The sequence below is a fragment of the Sorangium aterium genome (assembly GCF_028368935.1).
Lineage (GTDB): Bacteria > Myxococcota_A > Polyangia > Polyangiales > Polyangiaceae > Sorangium > Sorangium atrum.
This window is the reverse complement of sequence record NZ_JAQNDK010000002.1, coordinates 952,228-975,461: the sequence shown is the minus strand read 5'-3', so window position 1 is coordinate 975,461 and position 23,234 is coordinate 952,228. Positions and strand designations below refer to the sequence as shown.

Here is a 23,234-nt window from a genome sequence, read left to right as displayed (position 1 = left end):
GGCGGCGACGCGCGTGTCGCGCGTGTCGCGCATGTTCAGGTCGTGTTCGGTCGTGTTCAGTTCGCTTCGCCGAGGGCGCGCCGAACTACCTTCTTGAATTTCGCGAGCGGCTGGGCTCCGCTGACCAGGTAACCGTTGATCACGAACCCGGGAGTCCCGGTGATGCCGGCGCTCCGCGCGGCCTGCGCGTCGGCCTCGACGGCGGCGCGATGGGTGTGCTCGTCGAGCGCCTTCGCGAAGCGCGCCGCGTCGAGCCCGAGGCTCGCGGCGTGCTGCTCCAGGGCCGCGCGGTCGAGGTTCGAGGCGTCGTGGGCCTTGAAGAGCAGGTCGTGCATCTTCCAGAAGCCGGCCGGCCCCTTCTGCGCGAGCGCTTCCATGGCCGCCTCGGCGGCCAGCTGCGCCTCCGGGTGGAAGGGGAGCGGCAGGTGGCGGTAGACCACGCGGACCTTGCCCGGGAACGCCTTGATGAGCTCATCCATCGTGGCGGCGGCGCGCGCGCAAAAAGGGCACTGGAAATCGGAGAACTCCTGGATGACCACCTTGCCCGCGGCCGCGCCCTTGCTGGGGTGGCCCTTGGGCACCGGCGGCAGGGACACCTTCGGCGGCGGCGCCGGCGGGACCGCCTGCTTCTGGATGGCCTCGTAGACCTTCGCGCGCGGCGTCCCCGCCACGACCATCGCCTCCGCCTTGGCGATCTCCTCGTCGATGATCGCCTGGAACTTCTCGATCGGCTGCGCGCCGACGAGGCTTCGGCCGTTGATGAAGAAGTACGGGGTCCCCTGGGCGCCGAGATCGTCGGCGAGATCCACGTCGGCCTCGATCTTGGCGGCGTGCTTGTGCGAGGCGACGGCGCGCTTCACCGCGGTGACGTTCAGCCGGAGGTCCGCGGCGACGGCCTCGAGGGCGGCGTCGTCGAGGGCGGCCTCGCCGGCGAGCAGGCGATCGTTGGCCTGCCAGAAGGCGTCGTTTCCCTTCTGGGCGCGGGCCTCGCGCGCGAGCTCTGCAGCGGGCTCGGCCCGGGGGTGGAACGGGAGCGGGTTGTCCTTCCAGACGACGCGCAGCTTGTCGCCGTACTGCGCCCTGAGCTTCTCGACCGTCGGCGTGACCCGCCTGCAGAACGGACACTGATAGTCGCTGAACAGCACCATCGTGACGAGCGCCGTATCCGCGCCGCGCACGGGCGAGTCCCCGATGGGCACGAGGTGCACAACGCCGCCGTCGCCTTCCTCTTCGGCGTCGTCGGGCTCCTCCGCAGGAGGGGCGAAGTTCTTCTTCGCGAGCGCCGCGTAGATCCGCTCCGGCGGCGTCCCCTCGGCGCGGAGCGCCTGCGCCGCGGCGAGCTGCGCGTCGATGATCTCGGCGAACCGCTCCGCCGGCTGCGCGCCGACGAGGAGGACGCCGTTGATGAACGACGCCGGCGTGCCGTTCACGCCGAGCCGCCCGGCGAGCGCCATGTCGGCGTCGACCTTCTGCGCCGCCCCGCTCTGCTGGACGAGCTGCTGGATCTGGCCGGGGGTCACCCCGGCCCGCCGGAGCGCGGTGGCCTCGAGCTCCGCCGAGAGCCGCTCGTCGGCCGTGAAGATGGCGTCATGGAACGCCCAGAAGGCCTTGGGACCAGCGTGCGCGAACACCGCCATCGCGGCCTCGGCCGTCGGCCGGGCCTGTTTGTGGAAGGCGAGCGGGAAGTTCTTCCACACGATCCGCAGCCGCTCCGAGCCGTACCGCTGCTCGATCTGCCCGAGCGTGCGGCCCAGATGCTTGCAGAAGGGGCACTCGAAATCGGAGAACACGACGATCGTCACGGGCGCGAGCCGGCTGCCGCGCGCCGGATCCGCGCGGGTCACAGGCACCGGACCGGGGTCGCCGTCCGCGACCATCACATCATCGAGCGCGGCTCCCGGATCTGCGGCTGGGCCCGGCTGCCGCGCAGGGGCGCCGCTGGTCTTCGCCTGCGAGGCGTCCGGAGAGGGCGGCGGCAGCGCGGAGCTGCAAGCCAGGGCGAACAGCAATGAGAGCCAGGCGACGGCGGCGATGGCGCGGCGGGACATCGCGCGAGTGTACTCCGGTTCCGTGATGACGCCTTCGCCGCGCGGGCGTCGCTGTGCCCAGCGCGGAACGCCTCGCCGCGTCGCCAGGCGCGATTGACGCCCTCGCCGCCTTCGGCCATGACGGGCGCGGCGCGCCGCTCTGCCGCGCCAGGAGAGCGCACCGGAAAGCCATGGAGAAGGTCTACAGCGCCGCCCGCATCCAGCCGGAAGAGCACAGGGACGTCCTCGCGCAGCTCTGGAAAGAGAACCTCGCCCACGGCGAGGTATCGCAGGAGCTCGTGGAGCGGCGGATGCGCTGGTTCCAGGAGCAGAACCCGGCCGGCCCCCCGCGGACCTGGATGGGCTTTCACGGACCGGAGCGGGAGATCATCGGGAGCGGCTCGTTCTACCCGCGCGATCTGTACGTCGACGGGCGCAAGCTCAAGGCCGGCGTCCTCGGCGATTTCGGCGTGACCAAGGCGCACCGCATCGCGGGGGCCGCCATGAGCATCCAGCGAGAGCTCGCGAGGGGTTGCCGCGACGCCGGGGTCGATTTCGTGTTCGGCTTCCCCAACAAGGCCTCATTCCCGATCTTCCAGCGCGCCGGCTACAAGAAGATCGCCGATTCCATCATCTGGGTCCGGCCCCTCATGGCGGCGTACAAGCTGAACGAGCTCGCGGCCTCGTCGGCCGGCGAGCAGCGGAGCACCGTGAGCACGGTGGTGCAGCGGGTCGCCGAGCGGGCCGCGTCGGCGGTCCCCCACCCTCGCTGGCGCGCGCTCTGGGAGGCGGCGGAGCCGGGCGCCGCGCCCGCCCCGCTCGCGCAGGCGCTATCGACCGCGGCGGAGCGCGTCGTCCAGCGGGCGACCGTGAAGCCGGACAACCTCCTGGTCCGGGCCGCGGGGAGCGCCATCGACGCCTCGATGGCGCTCCGGGACACCGCCGCGCTGCTCGCGAAGGGGAGCCGCGTGCGCACCGAGCTGGTGGACGCCGCCGATCACCGCTTCGACGCCCTCTGGTCGCGGGCGAAGCCCTGGCCGATCGTCGGCGAGCGGAGCGCCCAGTTCCTGAACTGGCGCTATGCGCAGCTCGGCAACGCCCGATACCGCTTCTTCTGCATGCTCGACAGGCACGACGGGCGGCTGCTCGGCTACGCCGTCTACTCGGTGCGGAACAACAAGGTCGAGGTCAGCGACCTGTTCTGCGAGGACAACGGCCCCACGTTCGACGCCCTGCTGCTCGAGTTCTGCCAGGCGATGCGGCGAGAGGGGCATGTCTCTGTGGGCATGCTCCTCGTGACGCCCCCTTCGTTCAGCGCCCGCCTGCGGGCGCTCGGGTTCTTCTCCCGGCCCCACCCGCCGAACGTCGGCTCGCGGTGGCTCATCGTACACCTCGATCCCGCCTTCCCCGACGAGCTGCGGCGCGTGCTGCTCGACGCGGAGAGCTGGTTCATGACCGACGGCGAGCTCGACGTCTGACCCACCGGGTGCTCAACCCGATCCGCTGGACCACTTCCCGCCGCCGGTTACCCTTGCCTCTCCATGGATAACGAGGCGCCGGCCCTGTCCATCGCGCGGCTGCGCTCCGTCTGGGATGCGGAGGTAGGCCCCTCCGCGCGGCGCGCGCTCACCGCGGCGGCCTGCGCAGGGCTGTTCGGCGCGGCGCACGTGGCGCGCGTGGGGTCCCCTCTCGCCCGCGGGCTCGCCGGCGCCGGGCTCGCGCTGCTGCTCGCGGCGATCGCCGCGCGGGCCGTCCTCGTGCGGCGGCGGCGCGGCGACGCCCGGCGCACGGTGCGCGAGATCATCGGCCGCACGGACGAGGCGCTCGGCGCTGCGACCCTGCGGGCGCTCACGCTCGCGGATCGCGCCGCGGCCGACGATCGCGTCGGCTCGCCGGAGCTCGCCGGCCTGCACCTCCGGCGGCTGCTCGGCCGCGCCTCGCAGGCGCGCATCATCGCGCGCGCGCGACAGGCGGCGACGCGGTGGGCGGGCGCGGGCCTCGCCCTCGGCGCGGCGGCGCTCGCGGCGGCGGCGATCGAGCCGTCGCGCGTCGTCGAGGGGCTCGACGTCCTCGCCGCCCGCGGCGGCGAGGCTCCCCTCGATCTGCCGTGGATCGAGGAGGTCGAGATGACGGCGGCGCCCCCCGAGTACCTGCACCAGGGCGCGGAGGAGCTCCTGCCGTTCGCGCCGACGATGCAGCCGCGAGGGACCGTGATCACGGTGCGCGGCCGCCCCGTCCGCGCGGGGCGCGCGCTCGTGCTGACGGACGGCGGCGCCGAGGTGCCGTTCGTCGACGACGGCAAGGGCGCCGTGGTCGCCCGCTGGACGCTCGGCGAGTCGACGACCCTCCAGGCGGCCGCGCGCTTCGGGCGGGTGCGCGTCCGGCAGGCCGACGCGCAGCGCGTCGTGTCGATCCCGGACGACGCGCCGCGCGTCACGCTCGAGGGCGCGCCGCGCACGGTGAAGCTCCTCGACGAGCCCAGCATCCCGCTCCGCTACGAGATCACCGACGATCACGGCCTGCGCGAGGTCAATCTCGTCCTGCGCGCCGGAGCGAAGGAGGAGCGGCGGGTGCTCTCGCGGCCGGCGGCGGACGCGAAGGTCGATCGCGGAGGCTACGAGCTCCGGGCGCGCGATCCCTTCTTCCGCAGGACGTACGTGCCCGTCGAGGTGCGGATCGAGGCGCGGGACAACGATCCGATCGAGGGCCCGAAGTGGGGCAGGAGCGAGGCGATCCTGGTCGTCCCGCCGCAGGTGGGCGAGCCCGAGGCGCGGCGCTACGCCGCGCTCGTGAAGGCGCGCGACGCCCTCACGGATCTGCTCGCCGACCGCATCGGCCAGAGGACGCCGGAGGCGGGCGGCGCGGCGGCTCACGCGGCGCACGAGGCCGAGGTGCAGGCGACCGCCAGGGCGGTGGTCGAGGCGGCGCTCTCCGCGGATCACGGCGGGCTGCGGGTGCGGGGGCGCATCGCGTCGCTCGCCCGAGGTCAGCTGGCCCGGCTCGACGCGGCGCTCGCCGCCGAGCGGAAGTCGACGACCCGCGCGGCGCACCAGGGGCTGCTCGACGAGACCGAGGGCGCGCTGCTCGCGTTCGACGCCGGCCTGCGCGGCCTGGGCCACCGCGACGCCCGGGCCGTCGCCCAGCGGCTCGCCGACGTCGCGGACGAGGCGGCGGCTGCGGCCGAGCTGCTGGGCAGCGGCGACCGCGAGGGCGGCGAGGTCCGCCTGGAGGCGGCCGTCACGGTGCTGGGCGGCGGGGGGGTCGAGCTCGGCAAGCTCGGCGAGCTCGGCCTCGACCTCGGCGAGATCGTCGCGAACGATCTGCGCAGGATCGCACGCGCCCGCGGCGTCGGCGACTGGCTGCACACCGAGCTTTCGGCGCGCGACCTCGCGGCGCGGCTCAGGCGGCCGGAGCCTTCGTTCGGCGGCGGCGGCCGCGGCGGGGTGGAGTCGGGCGCGCCGCGCGGGCCCGACCCCGGGGACGCGTCGAACGCCGACGAGAGCGTCGCCCAGAGCGAGCGGGATCTCGAGGAGCTCGCGCGCGATCACGCCGCCGAGACGAACGCTGTCGCCGAGGAGCTCTCGCGCGCGTCGCGGCCCGAGGACATCGCGGCGCTCCGGGAGGAGGCGAAGAAGCACGCGGAGGCGATCCGCGAGGCCGTGCGGGACCTGCCGCAGCCGGGCGCGGCGCCGGGCTCGGCCGAGTCCGCCGCGGCGGCTGGCAGGGAGCAGGCCGAGGCGATGGCCGGCGCGCTGGAGCAGGGCCGGCCCGGGGAAGCGGTGACGAGCGGCCGTGGCGCGATGCGCTCGCTGGGCGACGCCAAGCGGCTCGGCGCGCAAGCCGGCGGCTTCTTCCCCGAGGAGCGCGCCGCTCGCGAGGCCGCCGAGGCGCAGCAGCCGCTCGCCGAGGAGCTCGCCTGGGCCGAGGAGGCGCTGCGCAAGCTGCGGCAGGCGGCGGCGGAGCGGGCGCGGGACGGCCTCGGGAAGTCGAGCCAGCGCGAGGGCTCGCTCGCCGACCGCGCGCGCGATCTCCGCAAGCGGGGCGAGCGCGGCGACGGCCGCATGCCGGAGGAGACGCTCGATCGCCTCGACGAGGCCGAGCAGGCGATGCGCGACGCCCAGCGCGCCCTCGCCGAGGGGGACGGCGAGGGCGGCAACGAGCGCCAGCGCGACGCGCAGCGGCTGCTCGAGATGTCGAGCAGCGAGGACCAGGGTCAGGAGGGCGACGCCGAGTCGGAAGGGGAGCGGAACATGGCGAGGAAGGCCGACATCCCGGACAAGGACAAGCACAAGGGCCCCGAGGAGTTCCGCCGTCGCGTGCTCGAGGGGCTCGGGGGGACCTCGGAGCCGCGGCTGCGAGAGGCGGTCAAGCGTTACGCGGAGGGGCTCCTGAAATGACGCGCACCGGCGGCGGGGCAGCCCCGGCTCGGCGCGGGGCGACGGCGATCGCGAGGCGCGGCCTCCGGGCGGCGATCCTCGCCGGGCTCGCGACGGCGTCGGCGACCGCGTCCGGCCGCCTCACGGTCGGCGATCTCGATCGCGCGGCCCGGGCGCGGGCCGCGATCCTGGAGATCGACGTCCCCGCGGCGCGAGACGCCCTGAAGGACGCGGATCCGGCGGACCTCGCGCTCGCGCTCGAGCGCGGCCGCCTCGCCATCTACGAGGGCGACTGCGACGCCGCCTCGGCGATCCTCGCGCGCCCCGATCTCGCGGCGACGGCCGAGGGCGCGGCGCTCGGGGACATCGCGCGCGGCTGCGCCCGGGCCACCGCGGCGACGGTCGTCGTGAACGACGAGGAGCGCGGCGTCTGGGTGCGGCTCCAGGACGACGACGATCGCGCGCTCGTGCCGCTCCTCGTCGACGTCGCGGCGAGGACGCGCGACGTGCTCGCGAAGGACCTCGGCGTCGAGCTCCTCCGGCCGCTGCGGATCGATCTCGTCCGCGATCAGTTCACGCTCTCGGCGATGACGGGGCTGCCCGAGGACGCGGCGCGGACGACGGGCACGGTCGCCATCGCCAAGTGGGGGCGGGTGACGATGCTCTCGCCGCGCGCCACGCCGAACGGCTATCCCTGGCTGGACACGCTCGCGCACGAGATAACGCACCTCGCCCTGTCGCGCGGGACGCGCGACAACGCCCCGCTGTGGCTGCAGGAGGGCGTGGCCAAGCGCGAGGAGGTCCGCTGGCGCGAGCCCGACCCGCTGGACGACGTGCCGTCCGCCGACGCGATCGCCTTCCTGGGCATCCAGAAGGGCCTCGGGCGGCCGCTCGACAAGATCGGCCCCTCGATCGCGATGCTCCCGAGCGCGGAGGAGGCGGCGGTCGTGTTCGCCGAGGTCGCGAGCTTCATCCGCTACTGGACGAGGGAGGCGGGCGACACGGCGCTGCCGCAGCTCTTGCGCCGGCTCAAGGACGCGAGCAGCGACGCGGACCTCGAGCGGGCGATCGCCGAGATCTCCGGCGCGGATCTCGCGGCGTGGGACAAGCGCTGGCGCGCCTACCTCGCCAGCGTGCCGGCCGACGTGCCGCCCGACCTCGCGCCCGGCGCGGACATGCCGCACCGGCAGGAGGTGAGCAAGCGGGTGCGGCTCGGCCAGCTGCTCCACGACCGCGGCCACCACGCCGCCGCCGCGGTCCAGCACGCGCGCGCGCAGGCGCTCGCGCCGCACGAGCCGGCGGTGCGCTGCTTCCTCGCCGCCGCCCTGCTGGCGTCGGGCGAGCGCGCGAGCGCCTCGCCGCTCGTCGAGCGGGTGGAGGACGTGAACAGCCGCTACGGCCGGTGGTGGTCGCTGCACGGGCTGCTCCACGGGGGCCCCGACGGAGACCGCTCCTTCTCGGCGGGCACGGCGCTCGACCCGCTGAACCCCGACGTGGCCTGCGAGGAGAAGCTGCCGCCCGATCTGCCCGGCGATCCCCTCCGTTCGGCCCTCTGCGAGGCCGCGCGCCGCAGGGCGCGCTAGCCCGCCGCATCCGAGATCCAAAAAAAGACGGCGAGACGAGGAAATAGCGCCGCTCAACGCAATGGCGCGCGAGCGGCGGTTTGTGCGTGAGCGCGCCCGCTCCGGATTCCGTCGCGCCGGAGCGCGCTCCTACGGTGCGCGGGATGCCGAACCCTGGTCGCATCCCCTTGATGATCGCGCTGGGCCTCGCCCTGCCGGCCCCGGCCTACGCCCACGGCGCGCAGCGCGCGCCGCAGCCGCGTATGCACGGCGAGCTCAGCGCGTCCTCCGTGCTGGCGTTTGGCCTGACACCCACGGCAGGCGTCGGCCTCTCGCCCGCCGTCGCTCTTCGCTGGTCCGACCTGTCCGTGTCGCTCGAGGCGCGGGCGATCGTCGCGCTGGGCAGCGCTCCGAGCGATCTGCCGAGCGCCGGGCCGCGGCGCATCGGCGCCGGGCTGGGGGTCATGTCGCTCTGCAGGCACCGGGACGGCGTCTTCCTGTGCAACGTCTTCCAGCTCGGCGCTGTCCGCGCGCCCACCGCAGAGAGCATCACCCAGGCGGAAGACGGCGTCCTCTGGCTGCTCACCTCCGGCGCGCGCGGCGGCGCCGAGTGGCGCGTCGCGCGGTACCTCCAGCTGCGCAGCTTCCTCGAGCTGCACATCGTCATGGCGCGCCCTCAGCTCTCGGCCGGCCCGGCCGCGAGGTGGAAGACCTCGGCCGTCGCGGCGATCGCCGGGATCGGCCTGACGTTCCCGGTGGACCCGGGGTGACCCGAGGTGAAGCGCGTCGCTCCTGCGCCCCGCGGCGCGCGCCTCCGCGGGCCTCGCGCGGCTCAGGCGCCGCGCCGGAGGAGGTCGCGCGCCCCGCGCGGCCTCAGTGCTTCGCGCGGAGCGCGCGCGCCAGGGTGTTCCTGCCGACGCCGAGCCGCTTCGCCGCTTCCGTCTTGTTCCCCTCGCACGCCCGGACCATCGCCTCGACGTAGCGCCGCGTCACCTCGTCGAGGGTGAGCCCGAGCGGCAGCGCCACCCGCGCGTCGCCCTCGGGCGCGGCGGCGTGCGGCGGGGCGCCTTCGCCCCGCCGCGTCGGGAGGTGCCCCGCGGAGATGCGGCCGTCCGGCGCGAGGGCGATGGCGCTCTCGACCCAGTGCTCGAGCTCGCGCACGTTGCCTGGCCACGTATGAGCGCGGATGTGGCGGAGCGCGTCCGGATCGAAGCGCGGCGACGGCCTGCCGTACCTCGTCGCGTAGACGTCCGCGAAGTGCCGGGCCAGCGTCTCGACGTCCTCGGGGCCGCGCTCGCGCAGGGCCGGCAGATCGATCTCGACGACGCGCGCGCGGTAGTAGAGGTCCTTCCGGAAGCGCCCCTCGGCGACCGCGCTCTCGAGGTCGCAGTGCGTGGCGCACACGACGCGCACGTCGGCGCGGAGCGACTGGCGACCGCCGACGCGCTCGAACGAGCGGTCCTGCAGGAAGCGGAGGAGCTTGCCCTGGATGTCGAGCGGCAGGTCCCCGAGCTCGTCGAGGAACAGCGTGCCGCCCTCGGCGAGCTCCACCTTGCCCGGCACGCGCCGGTCCGCGCCGGTGAACGCCCCCCGCTCGTGGCCGAAGAGCTCGCTCTCGACGAGCTGCGCTGGCAGCGTCGTGCAGTCGACGGTGACGAACGGCTTCGTCTGGCGCCGCGAGTTGACGTGGATCGCCCGGGCGAACAGGCTCTTGCCGGTGCCCGTCTCCCCGCGGAGGAGCACGGTCGCGTCGGTCTGGGCCGCGAGCTGGACCTTCTCGTACACGGCGGCCAGCCGCTCGCTCCGGCCGACGATCCGGTTGAACGGCCCCTGCAGCACGACCCCCGGACCGCCGCCCTCGGCAGCGCGGAGCGTCGTCAGCGAGAGGGCGCGGGCGAGCTGCGTCGCGAGCGCGACGAGGTAGCGCTGGTCCTCGTCGTCGAAGGGCGCGCCTGCGCGGTTCAGCAGCTGGACGACGCCGCGGACCGGCGCGGCGCCGTCCTCGCGGATGGGCGCGACGAGCATCGAGCGCGTCGTGTAGCCCGTCGCCCGGTCCGCCGACGGATCGAAGCGCGGATCGCGCGAGGCGTCGTCGACGCGCACGACCTGTCCGGTCGTGGCCACGTGCCCCGCGATGCCGCGCTCGAGCGGCTGCCTGAGCGAGGGGAGCTCGGGCAGCAGGGCGACGCGCGTCACGAGGTCGCCGCGCTCGGCGTCGACGAGCCAAATCGTCGCCCGGTCGGCGCGGAGCGCCTTCGCGAGCCGCTCGCACGCCGTGCCGAGGAGGGCGTCGAAGTCGACCTCCCGGGCGAGGAGGGAGGCGAGATCGACGAGCAGCGAGAGGCGCGACATGGATAGCGGAGCAGTGTCCAGCATAGAGGGCGCCGCGCTTGTCGTCATCCGCGTCATCACGCGGCCCGGGCGAGGGCCTCGACGTGGATGCAGAGCCCCTCGCGCGCGGCGACCGAGGCAGGGAAGAGCTCGCGGGAGAGGCGCTCGATCTCCGCGACGCCGGCGTCCGTCCGCTGCGGGTCGTGGTGGAACAGGACGAGCTTCCGCGCGCCGCACGCCCGCGCGATCTCCGCGCCCGCGACGTACGTCGAGTGCCCCCACCCGACCTTCGAGCGCCCGCCGTCGCCGCGGTACTCCTCCGGGGTGTACTGCGCGTCATAGATGAGCACGTCGGCGCCGTCCGCGAGCGCGCGCAGCGCCGGATCGACGCAGGCGTAGTGCTCGGTGTCGGTCGCGTAGACGACGCTGCGGCCCTCGTGCTCGACGCGGTAGGCGAGGACGCCGCCCGGGTGGTTGAGCTTGGCGATCCGCACGTGGACCTCGCCCACGTCGAACGCCTCGCCCGGCCGCGCCTCCCGCACGGCGATCTGCGCTCCGAGCTCGTCCATGCGGACGGGGAAGCTCGGCGCGGCCATCTGCGTCGAGAGCACCTCGCGGAGGCTCCCGATCCCGTGCGCGCTGCCCACGATCGACAGCCGCGAGCTCGGCAGGTACGCCGGCACGAAGAACGGCAGGCCCTGGATGTGGTCCCAGTGCAGGTGCGACAGCAGCACCGTTGCCTCGACCGGCCCCTCCCGGAGCAGGGCATCTCCGAGCTTGCGCACGCCCGTCCCTGCATCGAGGATGATCCGCGACGAGCCGCAGCGAACCTCCACGCAACTTGTGTTTCCGCCCACCGCAGCCGTCTCCGGCCCAGGCGAAGCGATGCTCCCGCGAACTCCCCAGAACTTGATCTCCATCGTTGTTGCGAGCCTCCTCGGCCCTCTTCAGCGAGCGGCGTGCCAGGACGCAGGCCCTTGAAAACGCTCTGCTTTTCTGCTGCGCCCGCGGAGGTCGATCGAAGTTGCAGCGCGAGGTCCGGATCGCCGCTTCAGAATGGAGCGCGCCGACGGGGCGGGCGGCGGGCTCTCGCGCCCCCATTTGCGCGGAGCGGCGCTTCGCGATTGACGCGCTCGCAGCGACGTGGAGAAACGTGGGGCGCGGGGGACGGGCCTGGCGTCGCGCCTCGGATCGCGCTGTGCGTCGCGTCAAGGCTGAGCTCTCTCGCTGGATGGGGATCGCGCCGACGCTGGAAGGTTCGTCTGACCCGAGCGTTGACCAAGGTCCTTCCTGAGGCCTAGCATTCCTGCACCGCTCTCTTTCCCGCATCGTTACCGCTGCTCCGCACAATGACCGTTGCCACCTACGCCGCCGCACAGCTGTTGCGGGTGCTTCCGCGAGAGCGCATTACCCGGGCCGTTGGCCGCCTCTGCGACGCCAGGGCACCCGCCGCCGTCTTGAACACGGTGGTGAAGCTCTACGCGCGCGCGTACCGCGTCGACATGGACGCCGCCGAGGTGCTGACGAGCCCTTACGAGAGCTTCGACGCGTTCTTCACGCGCAAGCTCCGCGAGGGGATGCGCCCTGTCTGCTCCGATCCCGGAGCCATCACCAGCCCTGCCGACGGACGGGTCGAAGCGCTCGGCCCCGTGACCGACGGCGGTCGGCTGACCATCAAGGGGCAGCCCTACCGCGTGGAAGACCTCGTGGGCGACCCCGCGGAAGCCACGCGTTATGACGGCGGGCAGTTCGCGATCGTCTACCTGTCGCCCCGCGACTACCACCGGGTCCATTCGCCCGTCGCCGGGCAGGTGAGCCTCATCCGCTCGATGCCGGGGGAGCTGTTCCCGGTGAACGCGATCGGCGAGCGCCACGTCCCGGGCCTCTTCGCGCGCAACCGGCGCGTCGCGATCGTGATCGACACGGAGCGCCAGGGCCGCGTTACGGTGGTGATGGTGGGCGCGATGATCGTCGGACGGATCACGGTGAGCGCCGTCGACGCGCGCGACGTGCCGCTCGGCCTGCACACGATCTCGCCGGCCCTCCCGGTCGCGGCCGGCGAGGAGATCGGCAAGTTCCACCTCGGATCCACCGCGGTCATGTTCGTGGAGCGAGGGGTAGCGCCCCCCTGGAGCAGGGCTCCTGGGCCGATCCTCTACGGCGAGCCGCTGGGCGGAGGGGACCAGCGATGACGAGCGAGCGGCCGCGCAACCCCCTGGCTACGCCCGCCCAGGAAGGCGGCGCCTCCGGAGAGCCCGGCGCGCCGCTGCCGGGCGAGGCAGGGAACGCGGCCGCATCGCCGCCGCAGGGCGAGCAGGGCTCGCTCCCCGCGCGATCGTCCGCTCCGCGGCCCGAGCGCGCCCCCAGCGTGCGCCCGCAGCTCGCGACGACGACCCCGCTGCCGCTGCCGCGCCTCGACGTCATCACGGGCATCGCGGACGGGAGCTCCGGCGGGCAGATCGCGGAGATCCCGGATCTCGATCTCGACCCGCGGATCGCCGGCCCCCCCACGGAGCGCTCGCGGCACGGCGCTCCCCTACCGGCGAACCCGAGCTCCAGGCGGTCCTGGCAATCGCTGGCTGCGGAGGTGGAGCGGGCCGCGGAAGTGGAGCGCGGTGAGGGCGCGAAGACCGGGCGGCGGCGCTCGCGGCGGCTCGTGAACGTGTCGGGAGACGCGGCGCAGCAGGCCGACGATCAGGCCGCCACGCAGGACCGCGCCACCGTGCCGGAGGATTCCGCGACGCCGCGCTCGCACGCGCTCGACGACGCGGACGACGACGGGTGGCCGAGCGCCTCCGAGAGGCGGCCCAGCTACCCGACGCTCGAGGCGCCCAGGCATCCCAGCGAGCCCGCGCTCGATGGATCCAGGCCCGCCAGCAAGCCGGCGGCTGCGACGGCGACGGCGACGGCGACGAACCTGGCGGAGCTGGTCGCCCCCCGTGCGGTCCCGCGCCCGTCCCCGAAATCCTCGAGCCTGCCGCCGATGCCGGCGCCGAGTGGGCTCATCATCGATCCCGATTCGGTGGCGGTGATCCGCCCGCTGCAGATCGTCAGCATCGAGTCGGACCTGCCGCCGGTGCCGCCGATCACCTCGGTCGCCGAGCCCGCCAGACCGCCGCTCTTGACCGATCCGGCGGAGCACGAGTGGCCGCCGCTCCAGTTCAGGATCCAGCCGGACGAGGCCCCGACCGGGATGGGCCTCGAGTCGTTCCAGGAAGGCCTCTCCGAGGGCCCGCCGACGGCGCGCGACGCCGCCTTCGACGCCCTCCAGCCGGAGCCTCGAAGGCGGCCAAGGAGGCAGGCCTCGGCGCCGGAGATCGACGCGCGCCCCTTGGACTGGCCGCTGGGAGCGGGCGCGGACGAGGTCGCGGAGGTCGAGCTCGAGTCCGGGTCCGTCAACGAGGCGAAGGCCCTGCTATCGGACGCTCCTCCCGGAGGAGGCGAACGCCAGCAGGGGCAGGGCGATCCGACGCGCATCACCGTGCCGCCGAAGAGCACCGAGGTCGAGCTGGAGGAGGTCGAGCCCGAGCGCGAGGCCGAGCTGGCCGACGCGAGCTCGGCCGCGCAGACCGACCCGCACGCCGCGCAACCCAAGAAGCCGCCGCCGCCTCCCTTGCCGCCGCGGCGCCCGCGCGCGCAGGCGCTGGCGTCGCCGGATCTCGCGACGTTCACGAGCTCGGTGCCGCCGCCGCCCGTATCGGCGCCGCCCGTGTCGGCGCCGCCATCTCCCAGCGAGCCGTCCGCGGCCGCGCGGCCTGCCGCTCCCGCGGCGGCGCCCGCGGCGAAGCAGGTCGAGCACGATTCCGGGCCCTCGACCGAGCCCGCCGCGCGCCGGAAGCGCCCGTGGTGGGAAGAGCTCTTCGGCGACGACTTCCTCCGCACGCTCGACAAGATCGACAGCAAGGTGGTTCGCCGCGAGGTCGATTTCATCGAGGAGCGGCTCGGCGTCGAGAAGGGCGCGGTGATCCTCGATCTCGCGTGCGGCGCAGGCGGCCACGCGATCGAGATCGCCAGCCGCGGCTACAGCGTGGTCGGCTACGACCTGTCGCTCGCCATGCTCGCCCGCGCCGCCGACGAAGCGCAGGATCGCGGCCAGAAGCTGAACTTCCTCCAGGGCGACATGCGCGAGATGACGTTCGAGGAGACCTTCGACGGCGTCTACTGCTGGTCGACGAGCTTCGGCTACTTCGACGACGAGAAGAACGCGGATGTCCTCGCCCGCATCCGCCGCGCCCTCCGCCCCGGCGGAATGCTCCTGCTCGACATCGTCAACCGCGACTATGTGGCGTCCCGCCAGCCGAGCCTCGTCTGGTTCGAGGGGGACGGCTGCGTCTGCATGGATGAGATGCACGTGGATTTCTTCACGAGCAGGCTCAAGGTGAAGCGCACCGTCATGTTCGAGGACGGCCGCTCGCGCGAGCTCGACTACTCGCTCCGCATCTACGGGCTGCACGAGCTCGGCAAGGTGCTCCACGAAGCGGGCTTCAAGGTCACCGAGGTGACCGGGCACCCTGCGCACCCCGGCGTCTTCTTCGGCTCCGAGTCGCCGCGGCTCATCGTCCTTGCCGAGCGGAGCTGAGGCGCTAGGGCTCCCCGCGCATGAGCTTCGAGGCCGCGATCGCGCGCGCGTTGCCGGGGATCCCGCGCAGCGCATCCCCCGTCGATCAGATCGCCTACGCCCGCGATCTCTGGCCGCGGCACCACCTCGCGGTGACGGAGGGCCGCATCGCCGAGCACCGGCCCGGGATGATCGTCTGGCCGTCCTCCACAGAGGAGGTCGCCCAGGTGGTGCGCTTCTGCGCGGACGAGGGGCTCCCGCTGGTGCCCTTCGGGGCGGGCTCGGGCGTGTGCGGCGGCGTCTTGCCGGACGAGCGCACGGTCGTGCTCGATCTCAAGCGGCTCTCCCGCCGCCGCTCGCTCGATCGTGAGGCCCCGTCGGTCGAGGTCGAGGCCGGCGCGCTCGGCATCCGCTTCGAGGAGGAGCTCAACGCCGAGGGCTTCACGCTCGGCCATTTCCCGTCGTCCATCCTCTGCTCGACCGTGGGGGGCTGGGTCGCGGCGCGCAGCGCCGGCCAGTGCTCCGGGCTCTACGGCAAGATCGAGGACATGGTCGCCTCGCTCGAGTGCGTCGTCGGCCGCGGCGAGATCGTCCGCTTCGATCGGCGCGCGCGAGGCCCGGATCTCACGCCGCTCCTCATCGGCAGCGAGGGCGTGCTCGGCGTGGTCACCGCCGCGACGCTCCGGCTGCACCCGGCGCCGCCGGCGCGCGCCTTCGCCGCGTTCTCGTTCCCCAGCGTCGAGGCCGGATGGGACGCGATGCGGGCGATGTTCCAGGCCGGCCTCCGCCCGGCGGTCTCGCGGCTCTACGACCCGTTCGACTCCTTCATGGCCCGGCTCGGCGCCGTGCGCCGGCAGCGCGCCCACGCCGGCGCAGCCGATGACTCCTCCGAGGGGGCGGCCGCGCGGGGGCACGGCGCGCGCGGCCCCGGGGCCGGCGCCGCGGTGCTTCGCGGCCTGCTGCGCGCGCCGGGGCTCCTCAACCAGATCGTCGACGGCGTCGGGTCGCGCGTGCTCCGCGGCGCGACGCTCATCCTCATCTTCGAGGGCACGGCGCGCGCGAGCGCGGACGACCTCGCCCGCGCCGCGGCGATCGCGGAGCGCGGCGGGGCCAGGCCGCTCGGCGAGGAGCCCGCGCGCCACTGGCTCGCGCACCGCTACAGCGTGAGCTACCGCCAGGCGCCCGTGTTCATGGCCGGCGCCTTCAGCGACACCATGGAGGTCGCCGCGCCCTGGTCGCGCCTGGACGGGCTCTACCGCGCGGTGCGCGGCGCGCTCGGGCGCCACGTGTTCGTGATGGCTCACCTGTCCCACGCGTACCCGGACGGCTGCAGCATCTACTTCACCTTCGCTGGCAGCGCGCCGAGCGTCGCGGCGGCCGAGGCGAAGTACGACGCGGCCTGGCGGGCGGCCCTCGACGCCGCGATCGACGCCGGCGGGACGCTCTCGCATCACCACGGGGTCGGCCGGAGCAAGGCGCCGCGGCTCGGCGCCGAGCTCGGCCTCGGCGCCGACGTCATCCATGCGCTCCGCGGCGTCTTCGACCCCGCGGGCGTCATGAACCCTGGCAACCTGCTCCCGCGCGAGGGCTCCTCTGCCGCGCGCCGCCCGCTGCCGCCGCCGCCCGCTGCGCCGGTGCTCGACGGCGACTCCATGCTCGTGCACGCCGCCGGCGCCGCTCGCCTCGGCGAGATCGAGCGCGCCCTCGAGCAGCGCGGCCTCACGCTGGCGATCGACTTCGGCGCGACCTCGCCCGAGCTGACGGTCGACGCGTGGATCGCCGCGGGCGCCCCCGGCGCGCCGGATCCGTGGAGCGATCCGGTCGATCACCTCGTCGCCGGGTTCACCGCGCGGCTCGCGTCCGGCGCCGAGCTCGCGGTGCGGCCCGCTCCGCGGCGCGCGGTGGGCCCGGATCTCTTCGCGCTGTTCCTCGGCGTGGGTGGGCGCGTCGGCGCCGTCACGTCCGCGCACCTCCGTGCCCACGGCGCGTCGCGGCCCCGCGCCCTGCCGACCGCGCTGCCGCGGCAGCCGTCGCTCCGCGACGACGAGGCGGCGTGGCTCGACGCGGTGGTGAGCGCCGCCCGCGACGTCCGCTGAGCGCGGTCGGCGCGGCGCTCGCTCGGAGCGCGGGCGGCGTTCAGCCGGGAGGCCAGGCCATCGGCCTTCCGCCCATCACGTGGACGTGGATGTGGAAGACCGTCTGGCCGGCATTCGCGCCGCTGTTCACCACGGTCCTGAAGCCGCTCTCCGCGATGCCGGTCAGCTCTGCCACTCGGCGCGCTGCGAGGAGCAGCCGGCCGAGGACGGCCTCGTCCTCGGGCGTGGCCTGGGCGATGCCCGCGATGTGGCGCTTCGGGATGACGAGCGCGTGCGTGGGCGCCTGCGGGTTCACGTCGTGGAAGGCGATGACGTGCTCGTCCTCGAACACGACCTTCGACGGGATCTCCTTGTTCGCGATCTTGCAGAAGATGCACATGGCCGCCTCCTACTCCCAGGGTGCTTGCGAGTCACGCAGCGCCCGGTCACGGGGCAGCGCCCTGGTCCCGGGGTCCGACTCTCCCGGCGCCCCCTCGCCGGGAGACTCCAGCGCTCCGCCGTGCTTCCCCTCGGGCAGCAGCCGGGCGAGCACGCGCTCGATCCGCGACGAATCTGCCGGCTCAGGGAGGAGATCGTGCGGCAAGGCGGCGCCTGTCGCCGAGCTCGGCGCGGCGTCCCCGCCTGCTGGCTGCTCGGCCCGAGGGACCGCTCCGCGCGCGACCGCGATGCGGAGCACCGCGAGCTCCAGGGCGTCGAGCGCGGCGGTGCGCTTCAACCCGAGCGACGGCACGTCGTAGGTGAGCAGCGCGCCGCCGCTCGCGGCGGGCGCGAGCCCGGCGCGGTCCGCGCCCGCGACCAGCTGCCGCACGATGCTCCTGAGCAGCGCCGCCCGCCGCCGCACCCGGCGCGCCTCCGGGTCGGCGTACAGCGAGAAGAAGCGGTTTCGCGAGAAGGTCGACGGCGCCAGCACGAGCGCGACGAGCAGCGCCTCCGGATCGACGGACGGCGCGTCGATGGGCGGCGCGCCGATGGGCGGCGCCCCCATCACGTGACGGGCTCCAGCGCGCCGGGCCCAGAGAGCCCGCCGCGCCGCAGGAGCTCCGCCTGGCGGTGCGTGCGCAGCGCGCCGATGAGCTCGTCGAGATCCCCTTCGATGATCTTGTCGAGCTTGTGCAGCGTCAGGCCGATCCGGTGATCCGTCACGCGGTTCTGCGGGAAGTTGTAGGTCCGCACCTTCTGCGCCCGCTCCCCCGTGCCGACCATGGTCCTTCGCTCGGCGCTCTGGGCCTCCTCCTGCCGGCGCTGCTCGAGCTCGAGCAGCCGGCTCCGGAGCACCTTCATCGCCTTCGCCTTGTTCTTCAGCTGGGAGCGCTCGTCCTGGCACTTCACGATCATGCCCGTCGGCAGGTGCTTGATCTGCACGGCGCTGTTCGTCGTGTTGACGCCCTGGCCGCCGGGGCCGCCCGACGCGGCGATCGAGATCTCCAGGTCCTTGTCGTCGATGTGCACGTCGACCTCGTCGGCCTCGGGCAGCACGGCGACCGTCGCGGTCGAGGTGTGGATCCGCCCCTGCGTCTCCGTCGAGGGGACCCGTTGAACGCGGTGGACGCCGCCCTCGTACCGGAGGTGAGAGTAGACGTCCTGCCCCGTGATCAGCGCCGCGACCTCCTTGTAGCCGCCGGCGGAGGCCTCGCTCAGGTTGAGCACCTCGACCTTCCACCGCTTCGTCTCCGCGTAGCGGCAGAGCATGCGGAAGAGATCGGCCGCGAAGAGCGCCGCCTCCTCGCCGCCCTCACCGCTGCGGATCTCGATGACGGTGTTTCGCGTGTCGTTGGGGTCCTTCGGCAGGAGGAGCACCTCGAGCTCGGCGGCGAGCCGCTCGCGCTCGAGCTCGAGCTCGGGCAGCTCCGCCTGGGCGAGCTCGGACAGGTCGGGATCGCTCAGCGCCTCGCGATCCTCGGCGATGCGCCGCTCGACGTCCCGCAGCCGGGCGAAGGCGACGACCACGGGCTCGATCTCGGTCCGCTCGCGGTTGAGCCGCTGGAGCTCGGCCGGCGCGGAGAGCACCGCCGGGCTGCACATGAGGTGCTCGAGTTCCTGAAAGCGGCGCTGAACCGCCTCGAGTTTCGCGATAGGTAGCATCTGCAATCCGAAGACGACGCGGGGTTGGACGGCGGCGAGGGGCCCGGCGGAGCCGGCGCGCGCTAGCCGTGGGCGCCTGCGTAGCCGGGGTCGGCCAGCAGCTTGGAGTAGTCGGCGAACACCCGATCGGGCTGGACTGGAGCGGCCACCGAGGCCTCGCGCCAGAGCGTCGCACGGAGCGACGCGAGGGCGATCTCCAGCTGCGCATCGTCGGGCTCCGCCGTCGTGATCTTCTGGACCAGGAACCCCGGCCAGAGCAGCACGCGGAGCGGGCCGGTGGTGCAATAACGCGCGAAGATCCGCTGGATCTCGAAGGTAACCGCGGCGATCAGCGGGAGGAACGGCAGCTTCATCAAGAAGAAGGTGACGCTCTCGACGAGCCGGCCGCCGGGCAGCTTGGGCAGGAGCGCCCCGAGGGACGCCCCGGCCACCGAGAACACCACGATCGACACGAGCGCCACCATGACGAGGAACGTCGTCCCGCAGCGGGGGTGCATGGCCGTCTTCCGGCGCGCGTTCTCGACCTCGAGGACCTCGCGCGCCTCGTAGGTGGAAATCGCCTTGTGCTCGGCCCCGTGGTACTGGAAAACGCGTCGAACCTCGGGGATCTGGCGGATCAGGAGGAGGTAGCCGACGACGATGGCGAGCTTCGCCACGCCGGTGATCGCCTGGAACGCCGGCGACGTGACCTCGAGCCCGAGGCCCAGGAGCTTGTTGACCAGCTCGGCGCCGGCCTGGGGCGCCGCCACGAAGAGCAGGACCGCGAAGAGGATCGGGATCATGCCCATCCCTCCCCCCCGCTTCTTCCCCTCGCCGTGACCGCCCGGCGCGGGGCTGCCCGTGATCTGCGCGGGCTCCACGTCCTGCGCCGCGATCGCCGCCATGCTGAGCGCCAGGGAGGTGAGGTTCACCCCGCCCGCCTGCCCGGCGCTCGAGCGCTTGGACTCCGGCCCCTTGGCCGAGCCCGCCTCCTCGGCCGAGAGGTCTTGCTCGTAGAGGTCCGTGGACCAGCGGAGCGCCTGGGATCCCAGGCGGAGCGACTCGACGAGGGTCGCGATCCCCCGCACGAACGGCCAGGTGCGCGCCCCCTTCGAGACGGCGGTCATCGGCTGCTCGCGCACGACCAGCTCTCCCGAGCGGCGCCGGCAGACGATCGCGACCGAGCTCGGCGACCGCATCATGACCCCTTCGATGACCGCTTGGCCGCCGATATACGGACGTGCAGGCTGATCGCTCATACGCGTTCCAATCTAGCGCATAACACGGCCAGCGCATCGGCCCGACCGACCAACGCCGCACAGAGGAACGTGCCGACGTCGTTCGATCCGCGTCCGATCTGCGTCCGAGCCGTGTCCGCCCGCGTCCGCGGCGCGCGACGTCTCGGCCGCTCACGCTCCGCAGGGAGCGAGCTCGGGGCGAGCCCATCCATCCGCCACGCCCCGGGCGGGCGTGGCGTGACGGGCGAATCCGGCAAAAGAAGGGATATCGGGGCGAGAGGGACGATCGGCTCGGCTACTTGCCTGCGGTCGCGTACTTCTTGCGGAAGCGGTCGACGCGGCCGGCGACGTCCATGATCTTGTGCTTGCCCGTGTAGAACGGGTGGCAGGCGGAGCAGACGTCGGTGGTGAAGCTGCCGCGGGTGGAGCGGGTCTCGACGACGGCGCCGCACGCGCAGGTGATCGTGGAGGCCTTGTACTCGGGGTGGATGCCGGGCTTCATGGTGAGTCCTTCGGGTGTTGCGAGGGAGGGCGCCTATAGCTCAGCGCGTCTTGGACCGCAAGAAGCCCCTCAGACGCGCCCGCTCTTCTGTCTCTCGTCCGGTTCTCGTCCGGCCCGCTCGCCGTCGTTTTAGCGAGGTTTCGCGAGGTTTCGCCGATTTTCGCGAGGCCGCGCAGCGAGGCGGCCCTGGCGCTGCCGGCCGAGCCCGTCGCGCTTCCCCCGGGAGCGAGGCCCCCGGATCGAGACGCTGGCGGTGCGAAGCGCGGACACCTTAGGTGCGGCGTGACCTGGCTCCGGTCAAGGTCCGGGCAGCCCCAGCCCGCGCGCACGGCAATTGCTAGGGGCGGCGTTGACGCTCGGGCGCACATGGTTAGCTTCGCGGTCGCGAGCCAGCGAGCTCGCGAAAACTCGGCGAAAGTATCCGGATTCCCAGCGGTTTTTGACGGCTCTGGAGCGGTGGCTCGCGGCAGCTGTCAGCTGAGCCCTGCTGGCCGGTCGGGTCTTCTCGCCCCCCGTGGTCATCAGGCCGTCGCGCAAACAGTTCTCGGAGGGTTCAACGTCATGGGCAAGATCATCGGCATCGATCTCGGCACGACCAACAGCGTCGTCGCGGTGATGGAGGGCAAGGAGCCCAAGGTCATCGTGAATGAGGAGGGCTCGCGCCTCACGCCGTCCGTCGTGGCCTGGGACGACAAGGGCGAGGTGCTCGTCGGACAGATCGCCAAGCGCCAGGCAGTCACGAACCCCACCAACACCATCTACTCCGCCAAGCGCTTCATGGGGCGCCGCTTCGAAGAGGTGCAGGAAGAGGCGAAGCGCGTCCCGTACACGGTCAGCAAGGGCAAGAACAACGACGCCTCGATCGCCGTGCGCGGCAAGCAGGCGTCGCCCCCCGAGATCTCCGCGAAGGTCCTCCAGAAGCTGAAGAAGGCCGCGGAGGACTACCTCGGCGAGAAGGTGACCGAGGCCGTCATCACCGTGCCGGCGTACTTCAACGACTCGCAGCGCCAGGCGACCAAGGACGCGGGCCGCATCGCCGGGCTCGACGTGAAGCGCATCGTCAACGAGCCCACGGCCGCCGCGCTCGCGTACGGGCTCGACAAGAAGAACGAGCAGGTCATCGCCGTCTACGACTTCGGCGGCGGCACGTTCGACATCTCGATCCTCGAGGTCGGCGACAACGTCGTGCAGGTCATCTCGACCAACGGCGACACCCACCTCGGCGGCGACGACGTCGACCACCTCGTGATGGACTGGCTCGCGGCCGAGTTCAAGAAGGACACCGGCATCGACGTCTCGAACGACAAGATGGTCGTGCAGCGGCTCAAGGACGCCGCGGAGCAGGCGAAGATCGAGCTGTCGAACGTGCAGGAGACGACGATCAACCTGCCGTTCTTGACCGCGGACGCCTCGGGGCCGAAGCACCTCCAGAAGCAGCTCACCCGGGCGAAGCTCGAGCAGATGATCCGGCCGCTCATCGACCGCACGCTCGAGCCGACCCGCAAGGCGCTCGCCGACGCGAAGAAGTCGCCCCAGCAGATCGACGAGATCGTCCTCGTCGGCGGCTCGACCCGCATCCCGCTCGTCCAGGAGACGGTCAAGAAGTTCTTCGGCAAGGAGCCCCACAAGGGCGTGAACCCGGACGAGGTCGTGGCCGTCGGCGCCGCGGTCCAGGCGGGCGTGCTCTCGGGCGACGTGAAGGATCTCGTGCTGCTCGACGTCACGCCGCTCTCGCTCGGCGTCGAGACGCTCGGCGGCGTGATGACCGTGATGATCTCGAGGAACACCACGATCCCGACGCAGAAGAAGGAGATCTTCTCGACCGCGACCGACAGCCAGCCCAGCGTCGAGGTCCACGTGCTCCAGGGCGAGCGCACCGAGGCCCGCTACAACCGGACCCTGGGTCGCTTCCACCTGGAAGGGATCATGCCGGCGCCCCGCGGCGTGCCGAAGATCGAGGTGACGTTCGACATCGACGCGAACGGCATCCTCTCGGTGCACGCCAAGGACACGGCCACCGGCAAGGACCAGCGCATCACGATCACCGCGTCGGGCGGCCTGAAGGAGGACGAGATCAACCGGATGGTCAACGAGGCGGCGACGCACGAGGCCGAGGACAAGCGGCGGCGCGAGGAGATCGAGCGACGCAACAAGCTCGATAACCTCTGCTACACGCTGGAGAAGACGATCAGCGAGAACAAGGACAAGCTGCCGGAGGGCGACGTCTCGGCGCTGAACGGGATCATCGCCGAGGGGCGGTCGGCCATCGAGAAGCAGGACGACGCGGCCGTGAGCGCGGCGCTGGAGAAGCTCGAGAAGGAAGCGCACCGCATCGCGAGCGTCATGTACGAGAAGGCCGGCCCGCCCCAGGACGGCGGCGGTGCCGCGCCCGGCGGCGCGCCGGGAGGCCAGCAGCCGCCCCCCGCCGGCGGCAAGGGGAAGGATTCGGTCATCGACGCGGAGTTCGAAGAGTCGAACTGATC

Annotated in this window: 16 protein-coding genes; 8 read left to right on the top strand and 8 right to left on the bottom strand. The window is 73.1% G+C overall.

Annotated features, from left to right (window positions below; all coding sequences use genetic code 11):
* Positions 1-56: 56 nt before the first annotated feature.
* Positions 57-2,048: a DsbA family protein gene (locus POL72_RS18695; protein ID WP_272096775.1), complete on the bottom strand. Its 1,992-nt coding sequence runs from the start codon at positions 2,046-2,048 to the stop codon at positions 57-59.
* A gap of 170 nt (positions 2,049-2,218) precedes the next feature.
* On the opposite strand from POL72_RS18695, the gene POL72_RS18690 reads away from it, so the two are divergent.
* The 4 genes from POL72_RS18690 (at position 2,219) to POL72_RS18675 (ending at position 8,735) form a co-directional block, all read left to right on the top strand.
* Entirely contained in the window at positions 2,219-3,505 is a 1,287-nt protein-coding gene (locus tag POL72_RS18690; protein ID WP_272096774.1) for a GNAT family N-acetyltransferase, read from the top strand.
* Positions 3,506-3,568: 63 nt separating this feature from the next.
* Complete coding sequence (locus POL72_RS18685) at positions 3,569-6,424, top strand: DUF4175 family protein (RefSeq protein ID WP_272096772.1); 2,856 nt, start codon at positions 3,569-3,571, stop codon at positions 6,422-6,424.
* On the top strand, positions 6,421-7,986 hold the full coding sequence (locus tag POL72_RS18680) for a hypothetical protein (RefSeq protein WP_272096771.1): 1,566 nt from the start codon (positions 6,421-6,423) through the stop codon (positions 7,984-7,986). Before POL72_RS18685 ends, POL72_RS18680 begins: the two co-directional genes overlap by 4 nt.
* 143 nt (positions 7,987-8,129) lie before the next feature.
* Positions 8,130-8,735, top strand: a complete 606-nt coding sequence (locus POL72_RS18675; protein ID WP_272096770.1) for a hypothetical protein — start codon at positions 8,130-8,132, stop codon at positions 8,733-8,735.
* Positions 8,736-8,838: 103 nt separating this feature from the next.
* Here the strand turns inward: POL72_RS18675 and POL72_RS18670 are convergent, their stop codons facing one another.
* Together POL72_RS18670 and POL72_RS18665 are read right to left on the bottom strand one after the other, a co-directional pair.
* A complete protein-coding gene (locus POL72_RS18670) occupies positions 8,839-10,341 on the bottom strand; it encodes a sigma-54-dependent Fis family transcriptional regulator (RefSeq protein WP_272096769.1) in 1,503 nt (500 codons plus the stop codon).
* 32 nt (positions 10,342-10,373) lie between these two features.
* Entirely contained in the window at positions 10,374-11,216 is an 843-nt protein-coding gene (locus tag POL72_RS18665) for an MBL fold metallo-hydrolase (RefSeq protein ID WP_272096768.1), read from the bottom strand.
* A 546-nt stretch (positions 11,217-11,762) separates the two neighbouring features.
* Here POL72_RS18665 and asd point away from each other — a divergent pair.
* The 3 genes from asd to POL72_RS18650 are packed head-to-tail and all read left to right on the top strand — an operon-like array spanning position 11,763 to position 16,950.
* On the top strand, positions 11,763-12,488 hold the full coding sequence (gene asd / locus POL72_RS18660) for an archaetidylserine decarboxylase (protein ID WP_272097942.1): 726 nt from the start codon (positions 11,763-11,765) through the stop codon (positions 12,486-12,488).
* Positions 12,485-14,875 (top strand): class I SAM-dependent methyltransferase, encoded by a 2,391-nt coding sequence (locus POL72_RS18655; RefSeq protein WP_272096767.1) that lies wholly within the window; start codon positions 12,485-12,487, stop codon positions 14,873-14,875. The genes asd and POL72_RS18655 overlap by 4 nt, the downstream gene beginning before the upstream one ends.
* Positions 14,876-14,895: 20 nt before the next feature.
* On the top strand, positions 14,896-16,950 hold the full coding sequence (locus tag POL72_RS18650) for an FAD-binding protein (RefSeq protein WP_272096766.1): 2,055 nt from the start codon (positions 14,896-14,898) through the stop codon (positions 16,948-16,950).
* A gap of 40 nt (positions 16,951-16,990) precedes the next feature.
* On the opposite strand, the gene POL72_RS18645 is transcribed toward POL72_RS18650, so the two are convergent.
* The 5 genes from POL72_RS18645 to rpmE all read right to left on the bottom strand — a co-directional run bounded on the left by POL72_RS18645 (position 16,991) and on the right by rpmE (position 20,751).
* Positions 16,991-17,329, bottom strand: coding sequence for a histidine triad nucleotide-binding protein (locus POL72_RS18645; RefSeq protein ID WP_012241641.1), 339 nt, complete (start codon positions 17,327-17,329; stop codon positions 16,991-16,993).
* Positions 17,330-17,338: 9 nt separating this feature from the next.
* On the bottom strand, positions 17,339-17,935 hold the full coding sequence (locus POL72_RS18640; RefSeq protein WP_272096765.1) for a hypothetical protein: 597 nt from the start codon (positions 17,933-17,935) through the stop codon (positions 17,339-17,341).
* Complete coding sequence (gene prfA / locus POL72_RS18635) at positions 17,935-19,032, bottom strand: peptide chain release factor 1 (RefSeq protein ID WP_272096764.1); 1,098 nt, start codon at positions 19,030-19,032, stop codon at positions 17,935-17,937. Before prfA ends, POL72_RS18640 begins: the two co-directional genes overlap by 1 nt.
* Before the next feature lie 62 nt (positions 19,033-19,094).
* Positions 19,095-20,270: a DUF1385 domain-containing protein gene (locus tag POL72_RS18630; protein WP_272096763.1), complete on the bottom strand. Its 1,176-nt coding sequence runs from the start codon at positions 20,268-20,270 to the stop codon at positions 19,095-19,097.
* 274 nt (positions 20,271-20,544) lie between these two features.
* Complete coding sequence (gene rpmE / locus POL72_RS18625) at positions 20,545-20,751, bottom strand: 50S ribosomal protein L31 (protein WP_012241637.1); 207 nt, start codon at positions 20,749-20,751, stop codon at positions 20,545-20,547.
* Between the two features lie 561 nt (positions 20,752-21,312).
* On the opposite strand from rpmE, the gene dnaK reads away from it, so the two are divergent.
* Entirely contained in the window at positions 21,313-23,232 is a 1,920-nt protein-coding gene (dnaK, locus tag POL72_RS18620) for a molecular chaperone DnaK (protein WP_272096762.1), read from the top strand.
* Positions 23,233-23,234: the final 2 nt, after the last annotated feature.